This is a genomic window from Microbacterium resistens (assembly GCF_031456305.1).
In the GTDB taxonomy this organism is placed as follows: Bacteria; Actinomycetota; Actinomycetes; order Actinomycetales; family Microbacteriaceae; genus Microbacterium; species Microbacterium resistens_A.
In genome coordinates this window covers 81,479-95,417 of record NZ_JAVDUM010000015.1, presented here as the reverse complement: position 1 = coordinate 95,417, position 13,939 = coordinate 81,479, and the positions used below count along the sequence as shown (strand labels likewise).

General features: G+C 70.0%; 13 protein-coding genes. 10 read left to right on the top strand and 3 right to left on the bottom strand.

The genetic code is table 11. The features are described 5' to 3' along the window. Nucleotides 1-2: 2 nt before the first annotated feature. The 7 genes from ruvC to J2Y69_RS15785 all read left to right on the top strand — a co-directional run bounded on the left by ruvC (nucleotide 3) and on the right by J2Y69_RS15785 (nucleotide 7,904). Entirely contained in the window at nucleotides 3-596 is a 594-nt protein-coding gene (gene ruvC / locus J2Y69_RS15815; RefSeq protein ID WP_310022524.1) for a crossover junction endodeoxyribonuclease RuvC, read from the top strand. Between the two features lie 9 nt (nucleotides 597-605). Then, nucleotides 606-1,235 (top strand): Holliday junction branch migration protein RuvA, encoded by a 630-nt coding sequence (ruvA, locus tag J2Y69_RS15810; RefSeq protein ID WP_310022522.1) that lies wholly within the window; start codon nucleotides 606-608, stop codon nucleotides 1,233-1,235. Further along, nucleotides 1,228-2,256, top strand: coding sequence for a Holliday junction branch migration DNA helicase RuvB (gene ruvB / locus J2Y69_RS15805; protein ID WP_310022519.1), 1,029 nt, complete (start codon nucleotides 1,228-1,230; stop codon nucleotides 2,254-2,256). The genes ruvA and ruvB overlap by 8 nt, the downstream gene beginning before the upstream one ends. A gap of 74 nt (nucleotides 2,257-2,330) precedes the next feature. After that, nucleotides 2,331-2,825: a preprotein translocase subunit YajC gene (locus tag J2Y69_RS15800; protein ID WP_310022517.1), complete on the top strand. Its 495-nt coding sequence runs from the start codon at nucleotides 2,331-2,333 to the stop codon at nucleotides 2,823-2,825. A 38-nt stretch (nucleotides 2,826-2,863) separates the two neighbouring features. Then, nucleotides 2,864-4,591, top strand: coding sequence for a protein translocase subunit SecD (gene secD / locus J2Y69_RS15795; RefSeq protein WP_310022515.1), 1,728 nt, complete (start codon nucleotides 2,864-2,866; stop codon nucleotides 4,589-4,591). After that, complete coding sequence (gene secF, locus J2Y69_RS15790) at nucleotides 4,591-5,586, top strand: protein translocase subunit SecF (RefSeq protein ID WP_310022514.1); 996 nt, start codon at nucleotides 4,591-4,593, stop codon at nucleotides 5,584-5,586. The genes secD and secF overlap by 1 nt, the downstream gene beginning before the upstream one ends. A gap of 65 nt (nucleotides 5,587-5,651) precedes the next feature. After that, nucleotides 5,652-7,904, top strand: coding sequence for a RelA/SpoT family protein (locus tag J2Y69_RS15785; RefSeq protein WP_310022512.1), 2,253 nt, complete (start codon nucleotides 5,652-5,654; stop codon nucleotides 7,902-7,904). Here the strand turns inward: J2Y69_RS15785 and J2Y69_RS15780 are convergent. The 3 genes from J2Y69_RS15780 to J2Y69_RS15770 form a co-directional block, all read right to left on the bottom strand. Beyond that, nucleotides 7,883-8,503: a type IV toxin-antitoxin system AbiEi family antitoxin gene (locus J2Y69_RS15780; protein ID WP_310022510.1), complete on the bottom strand. Its 621-nt coding sequence runs from the start codon at nucleotides 8,501-8,503 to the stop codon at nucleotides 7,883-7,885. The two genes, J2Y69_RS15785 and J2Y69_RS15780, sit on opposite strands and share 22 nt — an antisense overlap. A gap of 88 nt (nucleotides 8,504-8,591) precedes the next feature. Next, nucleotides 8,592-9,938: a DUF349 domain-containing protein gene (locus J2Y69_RS15775; RefSeq protein ID WP_310022508.1), complete on the bottom strand. Its 1,347-nt coding sequence runs from the start codon at nucleotides 9,936-9,938 to the stop codon at nucleotides 8,592-8,594. Between the two features lie 123 nt (nucleotides 9,939-10,061). Next, the gene (locus J2Y69_RS15770) at nucleotides 10,062-10,394 is read right to left on the bottom strand and encodes a hypothetical protein (RefSeq protein ID WP_310022506.1); all 333 of its coding nucleotides are present in this window, start codon (nucleotides 10,392-10,394) and stop codon (nucleotides 10,062-10,064) included. Nucleotides 10,395-10,464: 70 nt separating this feature from the next. Between J2Y69_RS15770 and J2Y69_RS15765 the strand changes: the two genes are divergently transcribed. The 3 genes from J2Y69_RS15765 (at nucleotide 10,465) to rpsD (ending at nucleotide 13,906) form a co-directional block, all read left to right on the top strand. Then, nucleotides 10,465-11,802 carry a replication-associated recombination protein A gene (locus J2Y69_RS15765; RefSeq protein WP_310022504.1) on the top strand — a complete coding sequence of 446 codons (1,338 nt, stop codon included), beginning with the start codon at nucleotides 10,465-10,467 and terminating at the stop codon, nucleotides 11,800-11,802. Between the two features lie 5 nt (nucleotides 11,803-11,807). After that, the gene (locus tag J2Y69_RS15760; RefSeq protein WP_310022502.1) at nucleotides 11,808-13,103 is read left to right on the top strand and encodes an acyltransferase family protein; all 1,296 of its coding nucleotides are present in this window, start codon (nucleotides 11,808-11,810) and stop codon (nucleotides 13,101-13,103) included. A 173-nt stretch (nucleotides 13,104-13,276) separates the two neighbouring features. Continuing rightward, nucleotides 13,277-13,906 carry a 30S ribosomal protein S4 gene (gene rpsD, locus J2Y69_RS15755; protein ID WP_310022499.1) on the top strand — a complete coding sequence of 210 codons (630 nt, stop codon included), beginning with the start codon at nucleotides 13,277-13,279 and terminating at the stop codon, nucleotides 13,904-13,906. Nucleotides 13,907-13,939: the final 33 nt, after the last annotated feature.

Here is a 13,939-nt window from a genome sequence, read left to right as displayed (position 1 = left end):
GGGTGAAGCCCACGAGCAGCCGCCGCGTCCTCGGGATCGATCCAGGGCTCACGCGCTGCGGCATCGGCGTGGTGGACGTCGATGCGACCCGTCGGGGAACGCTCGTGCACGTCGGGGTCATCCGCACGCCGATCGATGCGCCGGTCGGCGAGCGCCTCGCCGCCGTCGCTGCCGGGATCCGCGACGTGATCGAGAGGTTCGCCCCCGACGTGGCGGCGGTCGAGCGGGTCTTCGCGCAGCACAACGTGCAGAGCGTCATGGGGACGGCGCAGGCCAGCGGCGTCGCGCTGATGGTGGCTGCGGAGGCCGGGATGCCGACGGCCACACACACGCCGAGCGAGGTCAAGGCCGCCGTCACGGGATACGGCTCGGCGGACAAACGCCAGGTCCAGGCGATGATCGCGCGGATCCTGCGACTCGACGCCCCGCCCCAGCCGGCCGATGCGGCGGACGCCCTCGCGGTCGCCCTGTGCCACGCCTGGCGAGGAGGGCCGATCGCTCCCGGCGGTGCGGGCGGCGACACGCTCACCCCTGCACAGCAGGCCTGGGCCGACGCGGAGCGTGTCGCTCGAACATACATACGACCACGCGCCTAGGCTGGAGGCATGATCTCCTCCCTGCGCGGCACCGTGCTGTCGGCGAGCGCCGACTCGATCATCGTCGAGGTGGGGGGAGTGGGCTTCACGGTGGCGGTCCCCGCCGACGTCGCGCACACGGCGCACCTGGGCGAGCAGCTCCGTCTGCACACCTCGCTGATCGTGCGGGAGGACGCGCTGTCCCTGTTCGGCTTCGCCGCCCCTGAGGAGCTGGAGGTCTTCGGGCACCTCCTGAGCGTGACCGGCGTCGGGCCGAAGTCGGCTCTGGGCGTGCTCTCGCACCTCTCCGTCGATCAGATCGCGGCAGCGGTGGCCGCCGATGACGACGCCCCCTTCCGGCGGGTCTCCGGGATCGGGCCGAAGACGGCGAAGCTCATCGTGGTCCAGCTCGCAGGCAAGCTCAAGGCCCCTTCCGCGGCTCCTGTCGCCGCGGCCGACCTCTCCACCGAGACCGTCTCGCAGCTCGTCGCCGCGCTGGTGGGTCTCGGGTGGTCGGAGCGGGTCGCCGCGGAGGCCGCCGAGCGCAGCGCCGCCGAGGCCAGCGAGACGGAGCGCGCATCGGTCTCGCTCCTGCTGCGGCGGACGCTGGCAACGCTGGGCCCCGCGCAGGCCGCGGGCCAGGGGAGCGCCCGTGGCTGAGTTCCCCGACGCCGGAGAGGCGATCGACGAGGTCGAGAGGGTCCTCGACGGCGCGCTCCGCCCGACGAGCCTCGACGAGTTCGTCGGGCAGCAGAAGGTCCGCGGTCAGATGAAGCTCCTCCTGGAGGCCGCGCGCATCCAGGATCGTCCGGCGGACCACATCCTGCTCTCCGGCCCGCCCGGCCTCGGCAAGACGACGCTCGCGATGATCGTGGCCCATGAGAGCGGTCGTCCGCTGCGGCTGTCCAGCGGCCCTGCCATCCAGCACGCCGGCGACCTCGCGGCCCTGCTGTCCAGCCTCACACCGGGCGAGGTCCTCTTCATCGACGAGATCCATCGGATGGCGCGCTCCGCCGAGGAGATGCTCTATCTGGCGATGGAGGACTTCCGGATCGACATCATGGTGGGCAAGGGCGCAGGCGCCACGAGCATCCCGCTGGAGCTCTCGCCGTTCACGCTGGTCGGGGCGACGACCCGCTCCGGCCTGCTGCCCAACCCGCTGCGCGACAGGTTCGGGTTCACCGCGCATCTGGAGTACTACGAGTCGCACGAGCTGGAGCAGGTCGTCGCGCGCTCGACCGCCTTCCTAGGGGTGGACCTCCCGGAGATCGCGCGGGAGGAGATCGCCCGCCGTTCGCGGGGGACGCCCCGGATCGCGAACCGGCTGCTGCGCCGCGTCCGCGACTACGCTCTCGTGCACGGCGCCGGCACCTCGGCCTCGATCGCCGACGTGCGCGCCGCGCTGGAGCTCTACGACGTCGACCCGATCGGTCTGGACAGGCTCGACCGCGCGGTCCTGGACGCCCTGGTCCGCCGCTTCCGCGGAGGCCCCGTGGGCCTCGGCACGCTGGCCGTGTCGGTCGGGGAGGAGGCGGACACGGTGGAGAGCGTCGTGGAGCCCTACCTCGTGCGCATCGGCTTCATGGGGCGAACCCCGCGCGGCCGGATCGCGATGCCCGAGGCGTACGCGCATCTCGGGATCGCCCGGTCCGAGGGTGCCGCATTGTTCGATGACCTATAATCGCTGAGAACTTCCCACCCCTCCCCATGCCCGCCGTCGCTGGTGCGCGCATGTCGTCGAAAGGCACAGCCCGTATGGACTTCGGCACCTTCATCTCCCAGTACGGTCTCTTCTTCGTCCTGGCGATCCTCCTCGTCTTCATGATCTTCAGCACCCGTCGTCGCACGCAGCGCATGAAGCAGGAGCAGGAGGACAAGGCGAAGCAGACCGTTCCGGGCGCCCGCGTGCTCCTCCAGGGCGGCCTCTACGGCACGATCGTCGAGTTCGACCCCGAGAACCTGGACCAGCCCGCTCAGGTCGAGATCGCTCCCGGCGTCGTCATCGAGGTGCACTCGCAGGCGATCCTGCGCATCGTCACCGACGAGCCGACCCCGTCCGTCGACGAGACCCATGTCCCGCTCGACGAGAGCCACACGCCGCTCGACGAGCGCGAGCTCTCCTCGCCCGCGGTGACCTCGCCCGCGGCGACGGAGACCCCGGCCCCGAAGGATGCGACGTCCGACGCGAAGATCGAGTCCGCGGAGGAGACGCGCGCCCGCCTCGAGCGCGACGCCGACGGCAACAAGTAACACGCTCCCTCCCGCTCGACAGAAAGCCCTGATCCTTCGTGGCCTCATCCTCTCCCGTCAAGCACGCATGGCGGGTCCTCATCGGCCTGCTCGCCGTGACCGGTGTGCTGTTCGGAATCAACGCCCTCGGCGTCTACGTGTTCGACAAGAGCTCGTGGACGCCGGAGCTCGCCCTCGACCTGCAGGGCGGGACGCAGATCGTCCTGAGCGCGCAGACGGAGGACGGCTCGAACCCGACGCAGGAGCAGCTCGACCAGGCGAGGGCGATCATCAGCCAGCGCGTGGACGCCTCCGGTGTCGGCGAGGCCGACATCACCACCGAGGGCGGCCGCAACATCGTCGTGCAGATCCCCGGCAAGGCGGACGAGGAGACCAGGAACCGGATCGAGGCCAGCGCGAAGCTCGAGCTGCGCGCCGTGCTCGCGGCGACCTCGCCCGCGACGACGTTCGTCGGTGACGATGGCAAGGAGACGCCGTACCCGTCGCCCGATCCGTCCCTCGCTTCGACCCCGTCCCCGTCGCCGACCGACGGCAGCGATCTCGCGTGGGCCACCCCGAAGCTCCAGGCCGAGTTCCTCGCCTACGACTGCGCGACCGCTCAGCGCAACCCCGCGGGCGCCCCTTCCAATGAGCCGCTGATCGCCTGCGACCCGGAGGGGCAGGTCAAGTACCTGCTGGGCCCGGTCGAGCTGGACGGCACGTCGATCACCAACGCCACCAACGGGCGCGAGCAGGACTCCGGCAAATGGACGGTCAACCTCAGCTTCGACGACACCGGGACCAAGGCCTTCGGCGAGGTCAGTAAGCGGCTGTTCGCCTACAAGGGGCAGAACCTCAGCCCGCGCGACCAGTTCGCCTTCGTGCTCGACGGATCGGTCATCTCCGCCCCGTCGATGAACGGCATCATCCTCGACGGCAAGCCGAGCATCAGCGGGACCTTCACGCAGGAGACGTCCAAGACCCTCGCCGATCAGCTCCGCTACGGCGCGCTCCCGCTCAGCTTCGCGGTCGAGAGCTCCGACACGATCTCGGCGACCCTCGGATCGCAGCAGCTCCAGATCGGGCTCATCGCCGGCCTCATCGGTCTCGGCCTCGTCGCGATCTACTCCCTGTTCAGCTATCGCGCCCTCGGGTTCGTGATCATCGCATCGATCGCGGTGATGGCGGTCCTGACCTACGTGATCGTGTGCATCCTCGCGTGGCGGATGGGCTTCCGGCTCTCGCTCGCGGGCGTGGCCGGCCTCATCGTGTCCATCGGGTTCACCGCGGACTCGTTCATCGTGTACTTCGAGAGGATCCGAGACGAGCTCCGTGACGGCAAGTCCATCACCGGAGCCGTGGAGGACGGCTGGAGCCGCGCGAAGCGGACGATCTACATCTCGAAGTCGATCAACATCCTCGCGGCCGTCGTGCTGTACATCCTCGCCGACGCCACCGTGAAGGGCTTCGCGTTCACGCTGGGCCTCACCACGCTCATCGACGTGTTCATCTTCGTGATCTTCACCCATCCGGTCATGCAGCTGCTGGCACGCACCCGCTTCTTCGGTGAGGGGCACAAGCTTTCCGGCTTGGACCCCGAGTCGCTCGGCGCCGTGTACCGCACGCGCACCCAGTTCCGGCAGGTCGCGGCCGTCAGCACCGGGAAGGCCGCGCGCGCCGGCCGTTCGCGCGGTGAGGCCGAGCGCCGACAGACCATCGCCGAGCGCAAGCGCGCCGAGTCCGTGACCGACAGATCCGGTTCGACCGGGACAGGAGGCGACGCCTGATGCGCTCCATGAACCAGTTCGGCAACGACCTGTACTCCGGCAAGACCTCCTTCCCGTTCGTCGGGCGGAGGCGGCTGTGGTTCATCATCGCCATCGCGCTCGTCGTCGGCTCGGCGCTGGTGCCTTTGTTCCGGCCGATCCAGTTCTCGATCGAATTCACGGGCGGATCGCAGTTCACGGTCGAGTCGCCCGCCAGCACCGATCAGGGGATCGCGACCGACGCCGTTCGGTCGGTCGTCCCGGGGGCCGCGGCGAAGGTGACGACGGTCGGCGGTCGTGACGTCCGCGTGCAGACCGACCAGATGACCGACAAGGAGACCCGCGCGGTCGCCGAGGCGCTCGCCTCCGCGTACAAGGTGGACGCCGAGGCCGTGAGCCCGTCGTTCATCGGACCCAGCTGGGGCGAGAGCGTGACGCGGCAGTCCCTCTGGGGGCTGGCGATCTTCCTCGCGCTCACGTTCCTGATCCTCGCCATCTACTTCCGCACCTGGAAGATGTCGGCGGCGGCGATCATCGGCCTGCTCGACGTGCTGGTGATCACGGTCGGCGTCTATGCGCTGTGCGGCTTCGAGATCTCGCCGGCCGCGGTGATCGGATTCCTCACGATCCTGGCGTATTCCCTGTACGACACCACCGTCGTCTTCGACAAGGTGCGGGAGAACACGACGGAGGAGGGCGAACGCTCCGCCAGAACCTTCGGGGAGTCGGTGAACCTCGCGGTCAACCAGACCCTGGTCCGATCGATCAACACCTCGGTCGTCGCGGCGCTGCCGGTCGGTGCGATCCTGTTCATCGGCGCCTTCTGGCTGGGAGCCGAGACGCTGACGGACATCTCGCTGTCGATCTTCGTCGGAATCCTGGTCGCCACCTACTCGACGCTGTTCGTCGCCGCGCCCCTCTACTCCCTCTTCCGCGAGAACGAGAAGCCCATCGCCGAGCACGACAATCGGGTTCGCGAGGCGCGGGAGCGCGCCGTCTCATCGGCTCAGGCCTGAGCGGTGCGGGCGGCCTCGACGGTGCGCGGCGCGCGTAGGATGTTCACTCCGGGGGAGGAGGCGGCATGAGCGAGTCCAGCGCCGTCCAGGGATCGAGTCTGCGCCGCCTCGTGCCGCGCATCTTCTCGCGCGCGCCCCGGATCAACGACCTCGACAACCTGGTCCGCACCGTCCGGCAGAACCATCCGCGCGGCGACCTCGCGATCATCGAGCGCGCCTACGCGGTCGCCGCCGAGAAGCACGAGGGCCAGAAGCGGCAGAGCGGGGAGCCGTACATCACCCACCCGCTCGCCGTCGCGCAGATCCTCGCGGAGCTGGGCCTCGGCCCTCGCGCGATCGCGGCCGCGCTGCTGCACGACACGGTCGAGGACACCGGATACGCGCTCACGGAGCTGACGGCGACCTTCGGCGACGAGGTCGCGATGCTCGTGGACGGCGTCACCAAGCTCGACAAGGTCAAGTACGGCGAGAGCGCGCAGGCGGAGACCGTCCGCAAGATGATCGTCGCGATGTCCAAGGACATCCGGGTCCTGATCATCAAGCTCGCCGACCGTCTGCACAATGCCAGGACCTGGGGCTTCGTGCCGCCGGAGAAGGCGGCGCGGAAGGCGACGGAGACGCTCGAGATCTACGCGCCCCTCGCGCACAGGCTCGGTATCCAGGCGATCAAGTCCGAACTCGAGGACCTCTCCTTCGCCGTGCTGCATCCGAAGATCTATGCGGAGATCGACAGCCTGATCAAACAGCGCACGCCCCAGCGGGAGAAGTACATCCGCGAGGTTGTCGGCGCGGTCGAGTCGGACCTGCGCGACCTCCGTGTCCGCGGCAAGGTCGCGGGGCGCCCGAAGCAGATGTACTCCGTGTACCAGAAGATGGTCGTGCGAGGGCGCGAGTTCGACGACATCTACGACCTGATCGGCATCCGCGTGCTGGTCGGCACGGTGCGCGACTGCTACGCGGTGCTCGGCGCTATCCACGCTCGCTGGACTCCGCTGCCCGGCCGGTTCAAGGACTACATCGCGACCCCGAAGTTCAATCTGTACCAGTCGCTGCACACCACCGTGATCGGTCCGGACGGGCGCACGGTCGAGATCCAGATCCGCACGCACGAGATGCACCAGCAGGCGGAGTACGGCGTCGCCGCGCACTGGATGTACAAGGAGCGGATGAACGGCGGGCGCGCCGAGCTCCGTGCCTCGGACACCGACATGGCCTGGCTCGCGCACATCTCGGACTGGCAGGCCGAGACGGCGGACCCCAGTGAGTTCTTGGACTCCCTGCGCTTCGAGATCGGCGCGAAGGAGGTCTACGTCTTCACGCCGAAGGGACGGGTGATCGGCCTCCCCGCAGGCGCCACACCGGTCGACTTCGCCTATGCCGTCCACACCGAGATCGGCCATCGGACGATGGGTGCGAAGGTCAACGGGCGCCTCGTCCCGTTGGAGACCACCCTCAACAGCGGCGACGTCGTGGAGGTGTTCACCTCCAAGAACCCCGATGCGGGGCCTAGTCAGGACTGGCTGAGCTTCGTCAGGAGCACCCGCGCGCGCAACAAGATCCGCGGATGGTTCACGAAGGAGCGCCGCGAGGAGGCGATCGAGCAGGGCAAGGAGGCCATCGCCCGGGCCATGCGCCGGCAGAACCTGCCGCTGCAGCGACTGATGAGCCAGGACTCCTTCGCCGAGGTCGCTCATCAGCTTCGCTATGAGGACGTCTCGGCCCTGTACGCCGCAGTGGGCGAGGGGCACGTCTCGACTCAGTCCGTGCTCGAGAAGGTCACGGCGCTCGTCGCCGCCAGCGAGGAGGACACCAGCACCGGGGCGATCGAACTTCCCGCTCACGGTCGGAGCCGAATCCCGCGGGAGGGCGACTCCGGCGTGCTCGTCCGCGGTGCCGCGGACATCCTCGTGAAGCTCGCGAAGTGCTGCACACCGGTGCCGGGGGACGAGATCGTCGGGTTCGTGACGCGGGGGAGCGGCGTGTCGGTCCACCGGTCCGACTGCGTGAACGTCAAGGCGCTGGCCGCTGACAAGGATCGCATGGTCGAGGTGGAGTGGGCGCCGACCGCGCGCAGCGTCTTCCTGGTGCAGATCCAGGTCGAGGCGCTCGATCGCGCCGGCCTGCTCTCGGACGTCACGCGGGTGCTCAGCGAGCATCACGTGAACATCCTCTCGGCGACGGTCTCCACGACGAACGAGCGCCTGGCGCTGAGCCGTTTCGTGTTCGAGATGGGCGACACCGTCCACCTCGATCGTGTGCTCAACGCGGTCCGGCGGATCGACGCCGTCTACGACGTCTATCGGGTCACCTCGTCCTGACGGGTGTCCTGACAGGCTTCGAGAGGGCGCAGGGCGGCGCGGGTCATACGGTCGAAGAGCCGTTCGGCGGTGCGGTGACCGGGCGTCCCGCGGAACTGCTCGATGCGGGGCCCCGCCTCTGCGAGGAGCTCCGGGCGGGCGACGGCCAGTGCGAGCGCCCAGCGGAGAGCGTCCTCTCTGCGTGAGGCCCATCGGGCGAGGTCCACGAGCGTGCGGACGGGGCAGGCGACGCGCACGTCGTCCAGGACCACGGTGTCGGACGCGGGCAGCCGGCGCTCGTGCAGCAGCACGCGATGCGGAGATGCCAGACGCACACGGCGCCTCTCCGTGAGCTGCAGCTCGTGCCGCTCGGGCGGCGCGTCACCCGCGCCGTGGATCCACGCCGCGCTCGTCCCCGCGAACGCCAGCCCGCTGTGCGGCCCGCGGCGGCCGGCGATCGCAGCTGCCCGGAGATGAGCGGTCTCCACCCGGTCCGCCGGTGCGTAGGCGTCGCCGATCTCGACGACGTCGCCGTCCAGCCGAGCCGCGCACAGCTCGGCCTGGGAGAGGCGATCGCCGGGGAGAAGAAGGAAGCCTGCCGCATGCACGAGATCCAGCATGCGGGAACGCCACAGGGCGGGGACCGATCGATCCCCGCCCTGTGGACAGAAGCCGCCTGTGCAGGAGGCGTGGCGTCGCCGCGGGGGCTCAGCCGAGGGCGTCGAGCCAGGCGCGACGCGCGTCGAGCGCCTCGTTCGCGGCCTTGACCGCCTTGGCATCGCCGGCGCGTTCCGCGGCGTCGCGCTCGGCCTCGAGCTTCTCGATCGCCTCGAGGAGCTGTCGGCCCATTTCGCTGGCCCGAGCCTTGGTCTCTGGGTTGTTCCGCTTCCAGTCGACCTCCTCGCGCGCCTTCAGCGCCTGCTCGATGACGCGCAGACGGTCATCGAGGGCGCGCTCCTTGTCGCGCGGGAACACGCGCCCGACCTCGTCCCACTGCCGCTGGATGCGGGTGAGGAGAGCACGCGCCTTGCCGAGGTTGGCCTCGTCGGCGACGGCCTTCGCGTCTTCGAGGAGTGCCTGACGGGCCTCGATGCGCGGCGCGGACTCGGCCTCCTCCGCGGCGGACTGCTCGGCGCGAGCGGAGTACAGCGCGTCTCCGGCGGCCTTGAACCGCGCCCACAGCGCGTCGTCGGCCTTGCGTCCGGCCCGGCCGGCGGCCTTCCACTCGTCCAGCAGCGAGCGGTAGGCGGGGATCCCGTCCACGCCACGCGGAGCCAGCGCCTCGGCGCGCTCGACGAGGCGGCTCTTCGCGTCGCGGGCGGACTTGTGGTTCTCGTCGAGCTCGGCGTAGAACGCCCTGCGCTGCCGGTCCACGGTGGACCGCGCGTCGCGGAACCGCTTCCAGAGCTGGTTGGCCTGTCCCTTGGGGAGACGCGGCCCGTTCTGCTGCTGGTGCTGCCAGGCGTCGAACAGCTCGGTGAGGTCGGCGGTGACCTTCTTCCACTGGACGGAGGTGAGATCCTGCGCGGCGATCTCCTCGGCGCGCACCACCAGTGCCGTCCGATCGGCGATGGCCTGCTCCAGGGCCGCCTTGTTCTCCTCCGCCTCGGCCGCGGTCGCATCGGCGAGCGAGGCGAGGAGGGCATCGAGGCGACCGCGGAGCCCGACGATGTCGCCGACAGCCGCCGCGTCCGTGACCTCGTCGATCAGGTGGCGGGCCTGCTTGGCCAGGTCACTGGCCGTCGCACCGCCGCTCTGCTGCCGCTGCTCCAGCGTGCGCACCTTGAACGCGAGGTCGTCGTACTTGCGGGTGAAGTAGGAGAGGGCCTCGGCCGGCGTGCCGTCGGGATACTGTCCGACGACGCGCCAGTCGTCGCCCTCGCGGACCGATACGGTGCCGTCGTCGTCGACGCGGCCCCAGGACGAGGCGCCTGGCGTCTCCGGTGCGACGGCCGGCGACGCGGGGGCGGCCGGGACCGGCCGGTTCGCGGCCGGCGGGCGGGGGAGACGCGGCGGGGTGGGAACGGGAACGTTCGTGGGCTCTTCGGCAGACACGGTGAACTCCTTGCGCGGCTGCGCCGCGGGAGGCGGAAAGGACAAGGCTCAGCCTAATACGCGCGTCCGCGGTCCGCCGGTCCGGGAATCCGGGCGCCTGCCGGGCGACGGGCCAGGACGTCGTCAGGGGGTCGCGGACGGGGAGGGGACAGGGGCATCGGTGGCGCCAGGCATCGGAGTCGTGTCCGGGCCCCCGGGGATCTCACTCGGCATCACGGTAGGCACCGCCGTGGGGGACGGCGACGGCGCGGGCGCGGTGACCTGCGCGTGCACGGCCTGGCTGACGATCGCACCCACGACGATGACGGATCCGGCGATCGCCGCGATCACGTTGTCGCGGACGCGTCGGGCGTTCACGCCCTCGTGCCAGCGCGAACGCGCGGCATGGACCCTGGCGCGCTCCTGCTCGACCTTCACACGGCGGTCGCGGGCGTTCGTCGGGCGGCGAGCGGCCATGGATCCTCCTGTCGACGTGACGATCGAGCCTATCGCGAGCGGTGTCGGAGCCGCGCACTAGCCTGGAGGGATGACGCCCTCAGCGCCCCTCCTCTCGGGCCAGACGCCGCTCGCCGTGCGCATGCGGCCGGTCTCGCTGGACGAGGTCGCCGGGCAGCAGCACCTCCTGCGGCCGGGGTCGCCGATCGTCACCCTGGCCGATCCTGCCTCCACCGCCGCCGGCAGCGTCTCGATGATCCTGTGGGGGCCTCCGGGGACGGGCAAGACCACGCTCGCCCAGGCCGTCGCCCGTTCCTCGGACAGACGTTTCGTCGAGCTCTCGGCGATCACGGCCGGCGTCAAGGATGTTCGCGAGGTGATGCAGGAGGCGTTGACGCAGCGCGACCTCTACGGACAGAGCACCATCCTCTTCCTCGACGAGATCCACCGGTTCACCAAGGCCCAGCAGGACGCGCTCCTTCCCGGTGTCGAGAACGGCTGGGTGATCCTCATCGCCGCGACGACCGAGAACCCGTCCTTCTCCGTGATCTCCCCGCTGCTGTCGAGGTCGCTCCTGCTGACCCTGAAGCCTCTCACCGATGAGGACATCGGCGTGCTCGTGGACCGTGCCGTCACGGACCCGCGCGGCTTCAACGGCTCGGTGACGCTCGATGACGATGCCCGTGCTGCGCTCATCCGGCTCGCCTCCGGCGACGGACGCCGCGCGCTGACCGGCCTCGAGGCCGCGGCCGCGGTCGCCTCCGCCCCCGAGCGGGTCGAGGACGGCGCGACGCCGGCGGTCACCGCCGACGACGTCGCGCAGGCTGTGGACCGTGCGCTGCTCCGCTACGACCGGCAGGGGGACGAGCACTACGACGTCATCAGCGCCTTCATCAAGTCGATCCGCGGATCAGACGTCGACGCCGCGGTGCACTACCTCGCACGGATGATCGAGGCGGGCGAGGACCCGCGCTTCATCGCACGCCGCCTGGTGATCTCCGCCTCCGAGGACATCGGGCTCGCCGATCCGCAGGCGCTCGTCATCGCGGTGGCGGCCGCCGACGCGGTCGCGTTCATCGGCATGCCCGAGGGGCGGATCCCCCTGGCCGAGGCCACCGTGTACCTCGCCACCACGGCGAAGTCGAACGCCGCCTACACGGCGATCGACGCGGCGATCGCCGACGTGCGCGCCGGGGGCTTCGGCCGTGTCCCCGTGCATCTCCGGGATGCGCACTATCCGGGGGCGAAGCGGCTCGGGCACGGCAAGGGCTATCGCTACCCGCACGACAGCGACGCGGGGATCGTGCCCCAGCAGTATCTTCCCGAGGAACTGCGCGGGCGCCGCTACTATCAGCCCAAGGCGCTCGGTGGCGAGCGCGACGTGCAGGCGCGTCTGGAGCGGATCCGGCGCATCCTCGGGGAAGGGTAGCCGCCATGGCGAGATCGATTCCGCGGATCCCTCCTGATCGGGATCTCTCGATCGATTTCGTCCGTGCGATCTGCCTGCCCGTGGTGGTGCTGCTGCACGCGTTGCAGATGGGCATCTCCGGCGAGCCGCTGCACGCGTTCAACGCGCTGGCCGAGTGGAAGCCGCTGACGGCGATCACCTGGGTGGGCATGATCATGCCCACCTTCTTCATCGCGGGCGGGTTCGCGGGGATCACGACCTGGCGGCGGCTGCACGGTGCGGGCGGCACGGCAGCCGAGTACATCAGAGCGCGCATGCTCCGGCTCGCTCGTCCCGTGCTGCTGGCGATGCTCGGCGTCCTGACGGCGCTGGGGGTGCTCGCGCTGTGCGGGGTGGATCCCGACTTCCTGCGCACCTTCGCGTTCCGGCTCGCCGAGCCCCTCTGGTTCATCGCCGTCTACGCCATCTGCACCTCGTTCGTGCCGCTGATGGCCGCACTCCATCGTCGCGCGGCGTGGGCGACGTACTTCACGCTGGCCGGTCTCGCGGTCGCGGTCGACCTGACCGATCGCTTCCTTCATGTGCCGATCGGCCCGCTCAACTGGCTGTTCGTCTGGCTGTTCGTGCAGCAGCTGGGCTTCGGCGTGCGCGATCAGTGGTACTCGCGCCGCCCGCGCTGGCTGCTGCTCCTGCTCGCCGTCGCGGCGTACGGGCTCATGGCGGTGGCGGTCTTCGTCCTGGGGTACAACCCGGACATGATCGCGAACCTCAATCCGCCGACGGTGCTGCTGCTCCTGCTCGGCCTCGCGCAGGTGTACCTCTTCACCCTGTTGCAGCCCGGGATCCGCGCGGCGATGCGCATGAGGCCGGTACTGGTCGCGATCGGCGCCCTCGGGATGTTCGGCATGGTCATCTATCTATGGCACACCGTGGCGATGGCCGTCGTCGTGGGCGTCCAGCTCGCCCTCGGGCTCCCGTTCCCGCAGCCTCTCACCGTGACGTGGTGGATCACGCGGGTGCCCTGGGTGCTCGCGATCGTCGTCGTGATCGCGGTGTTCTGCCTGATCGTGCCCCGACTCGAGCGGCTCTGGCCGAACGAGCGTGCGCGGACGATGCCGTTGTGGGCGGCGATCGCATGCACCGCGGCGCTGGTGGTGAGCGTCGGCTGGGTGCTGACGCAGGGGTATCTCGTCCTCGGCACCGGCATCGCTGTCGTGCTGCTCGCGGCCACTATCCTCTGGCTCACGCTCGGCGGTCCGGGAGGCGCCCGCGCCGGCCGGACGGCGCCGTCCGTCGCCGACCGGTCCAGGACCGGGGTCTGAGCGATGGCAGTGCCGATCTGATAAGGTGAATCGGCTCGAAACCGTGTTTTCGGGCATCCCTCATCCCTGAACCACTCTTCGGCATGCCCCGGCGTGCGCGTCGTCGAGGCGGGAGCGAGGAGATACGTCCGCGAGCCGTGATGGTCACGGCCGCGTCATGGAAGGAACGCTTCGTGGTCACGAAGTCCCAGGACCGCCGCAAGGTCCGTCTCAGCCGCGCCCTCGGTATCCCGCTCACCCCGAAGGCCGCCCGCTACCTCGAGAAGCGTCCCTACGCTCCGGGCGAGCACGGCCGCACCAAGCGCAAGGCCGACAGCGACTACGCCGTCCGTCTGCGGGAGAAGCAGCGTCTTCGGGAGCAGTACGGCATCCGTGAGAAGCAGATGCGCAACACCTTCGACGAGGCCCGTCGTCGCGATGGCCTGACCGGTGAGAACCTGGTCGAGCTGCTCGAGATGCGTCTGGACGCGCTCGTGCTCCGCGCCGGCTTCGCCCGCACGACCTCGCAGGCCCGCCAGCTCGTCGTGCACCGTCACATCCTCGTCGACGGCCAGCTGGTCGACCGCCCGTCCTTCCGCGTGAAGCCGGGTCAGCTCATCCACGTCAAGGCGAAGAGCGAGGCGCTCGAGCCGTTCCAGGTCGCAGCCGCCGGCGGTCACGCCGAGGTCCTGCCCCCGGTTCCGGGCTACCTCGAGGTCGAGCTCGACAAGCTCCAGGCCCGTCTCGTCCGTCGCCCGAAGCGCGTCGAGGTCCCGGTGACCTGCGAAGTGCAGCTCGTGGTCGAGTACTACGCCGCTCGCTGACGTTCGAACGTCCAGCGCACAGCGCAAGCCAGG

Excerpts from the sequence above, each read along its gene's own strand:
- J2Y69_RS15765 (WP_310022504.1), top strand. The coding sequence starts at position 10,465 with ATGACGCCCTCAGCGCCCCTCCTCTCGGGCCAGACGCCGCTCGCCGTG.
- ruvA (WP_310022522.1), top strand. The coding sequence starts at position 606 with ATGATCTCCTCCCTGCGCGGCACCGTGCTGTCGGCGAGCGCCGACTCG.
- J2Y69_RS15770 (WP_310022506.1), bottom strand. The coding sequence starts at position 10,394 with ATGGCCGCTCGCCGCCCGACGAACGCCCGCGACCGCCGTGTGAAGGTC.
- secF (WP_310022514.1), top strand. The coding sequence starts at position 4,591 with ATGCGCTCCATGAACCAGTTCGGCAACGACCTGTACTCCGGCAAGACC.
- J2Y69_RS15780 (WP_310022510.1), bottom strand. The coding sequence starts at position 8,503 with ATGCTGGATCTCGTGCATGCGGCAGGCTTCCTTCTTCTCCCCGGCGAT.
- J2Y69_RS15785 (WP_310022512.1), top strand. The coding sequence starts at position 5,652 with ATGAGCGAGTCCAGCGCCGTCCAGGGATCGAGTCTGCGCCGCCTCGTG.
- J2Y69_RS15760 (WP_310022502.1), top strand. The coding sequence starts at position 11,808 with ATGGCGAGATCGATTCCGCGGATCCCTCCTGATCGGGATCTCTCGATC.
- J2Y69_RS15800 (WP_310022517.1), top strand. The coding sequence starts at position 2,331 with ATGGACTTCGGCACCTTCATCTCCCAGTACGGTCTCTTCTTCGTCCTG.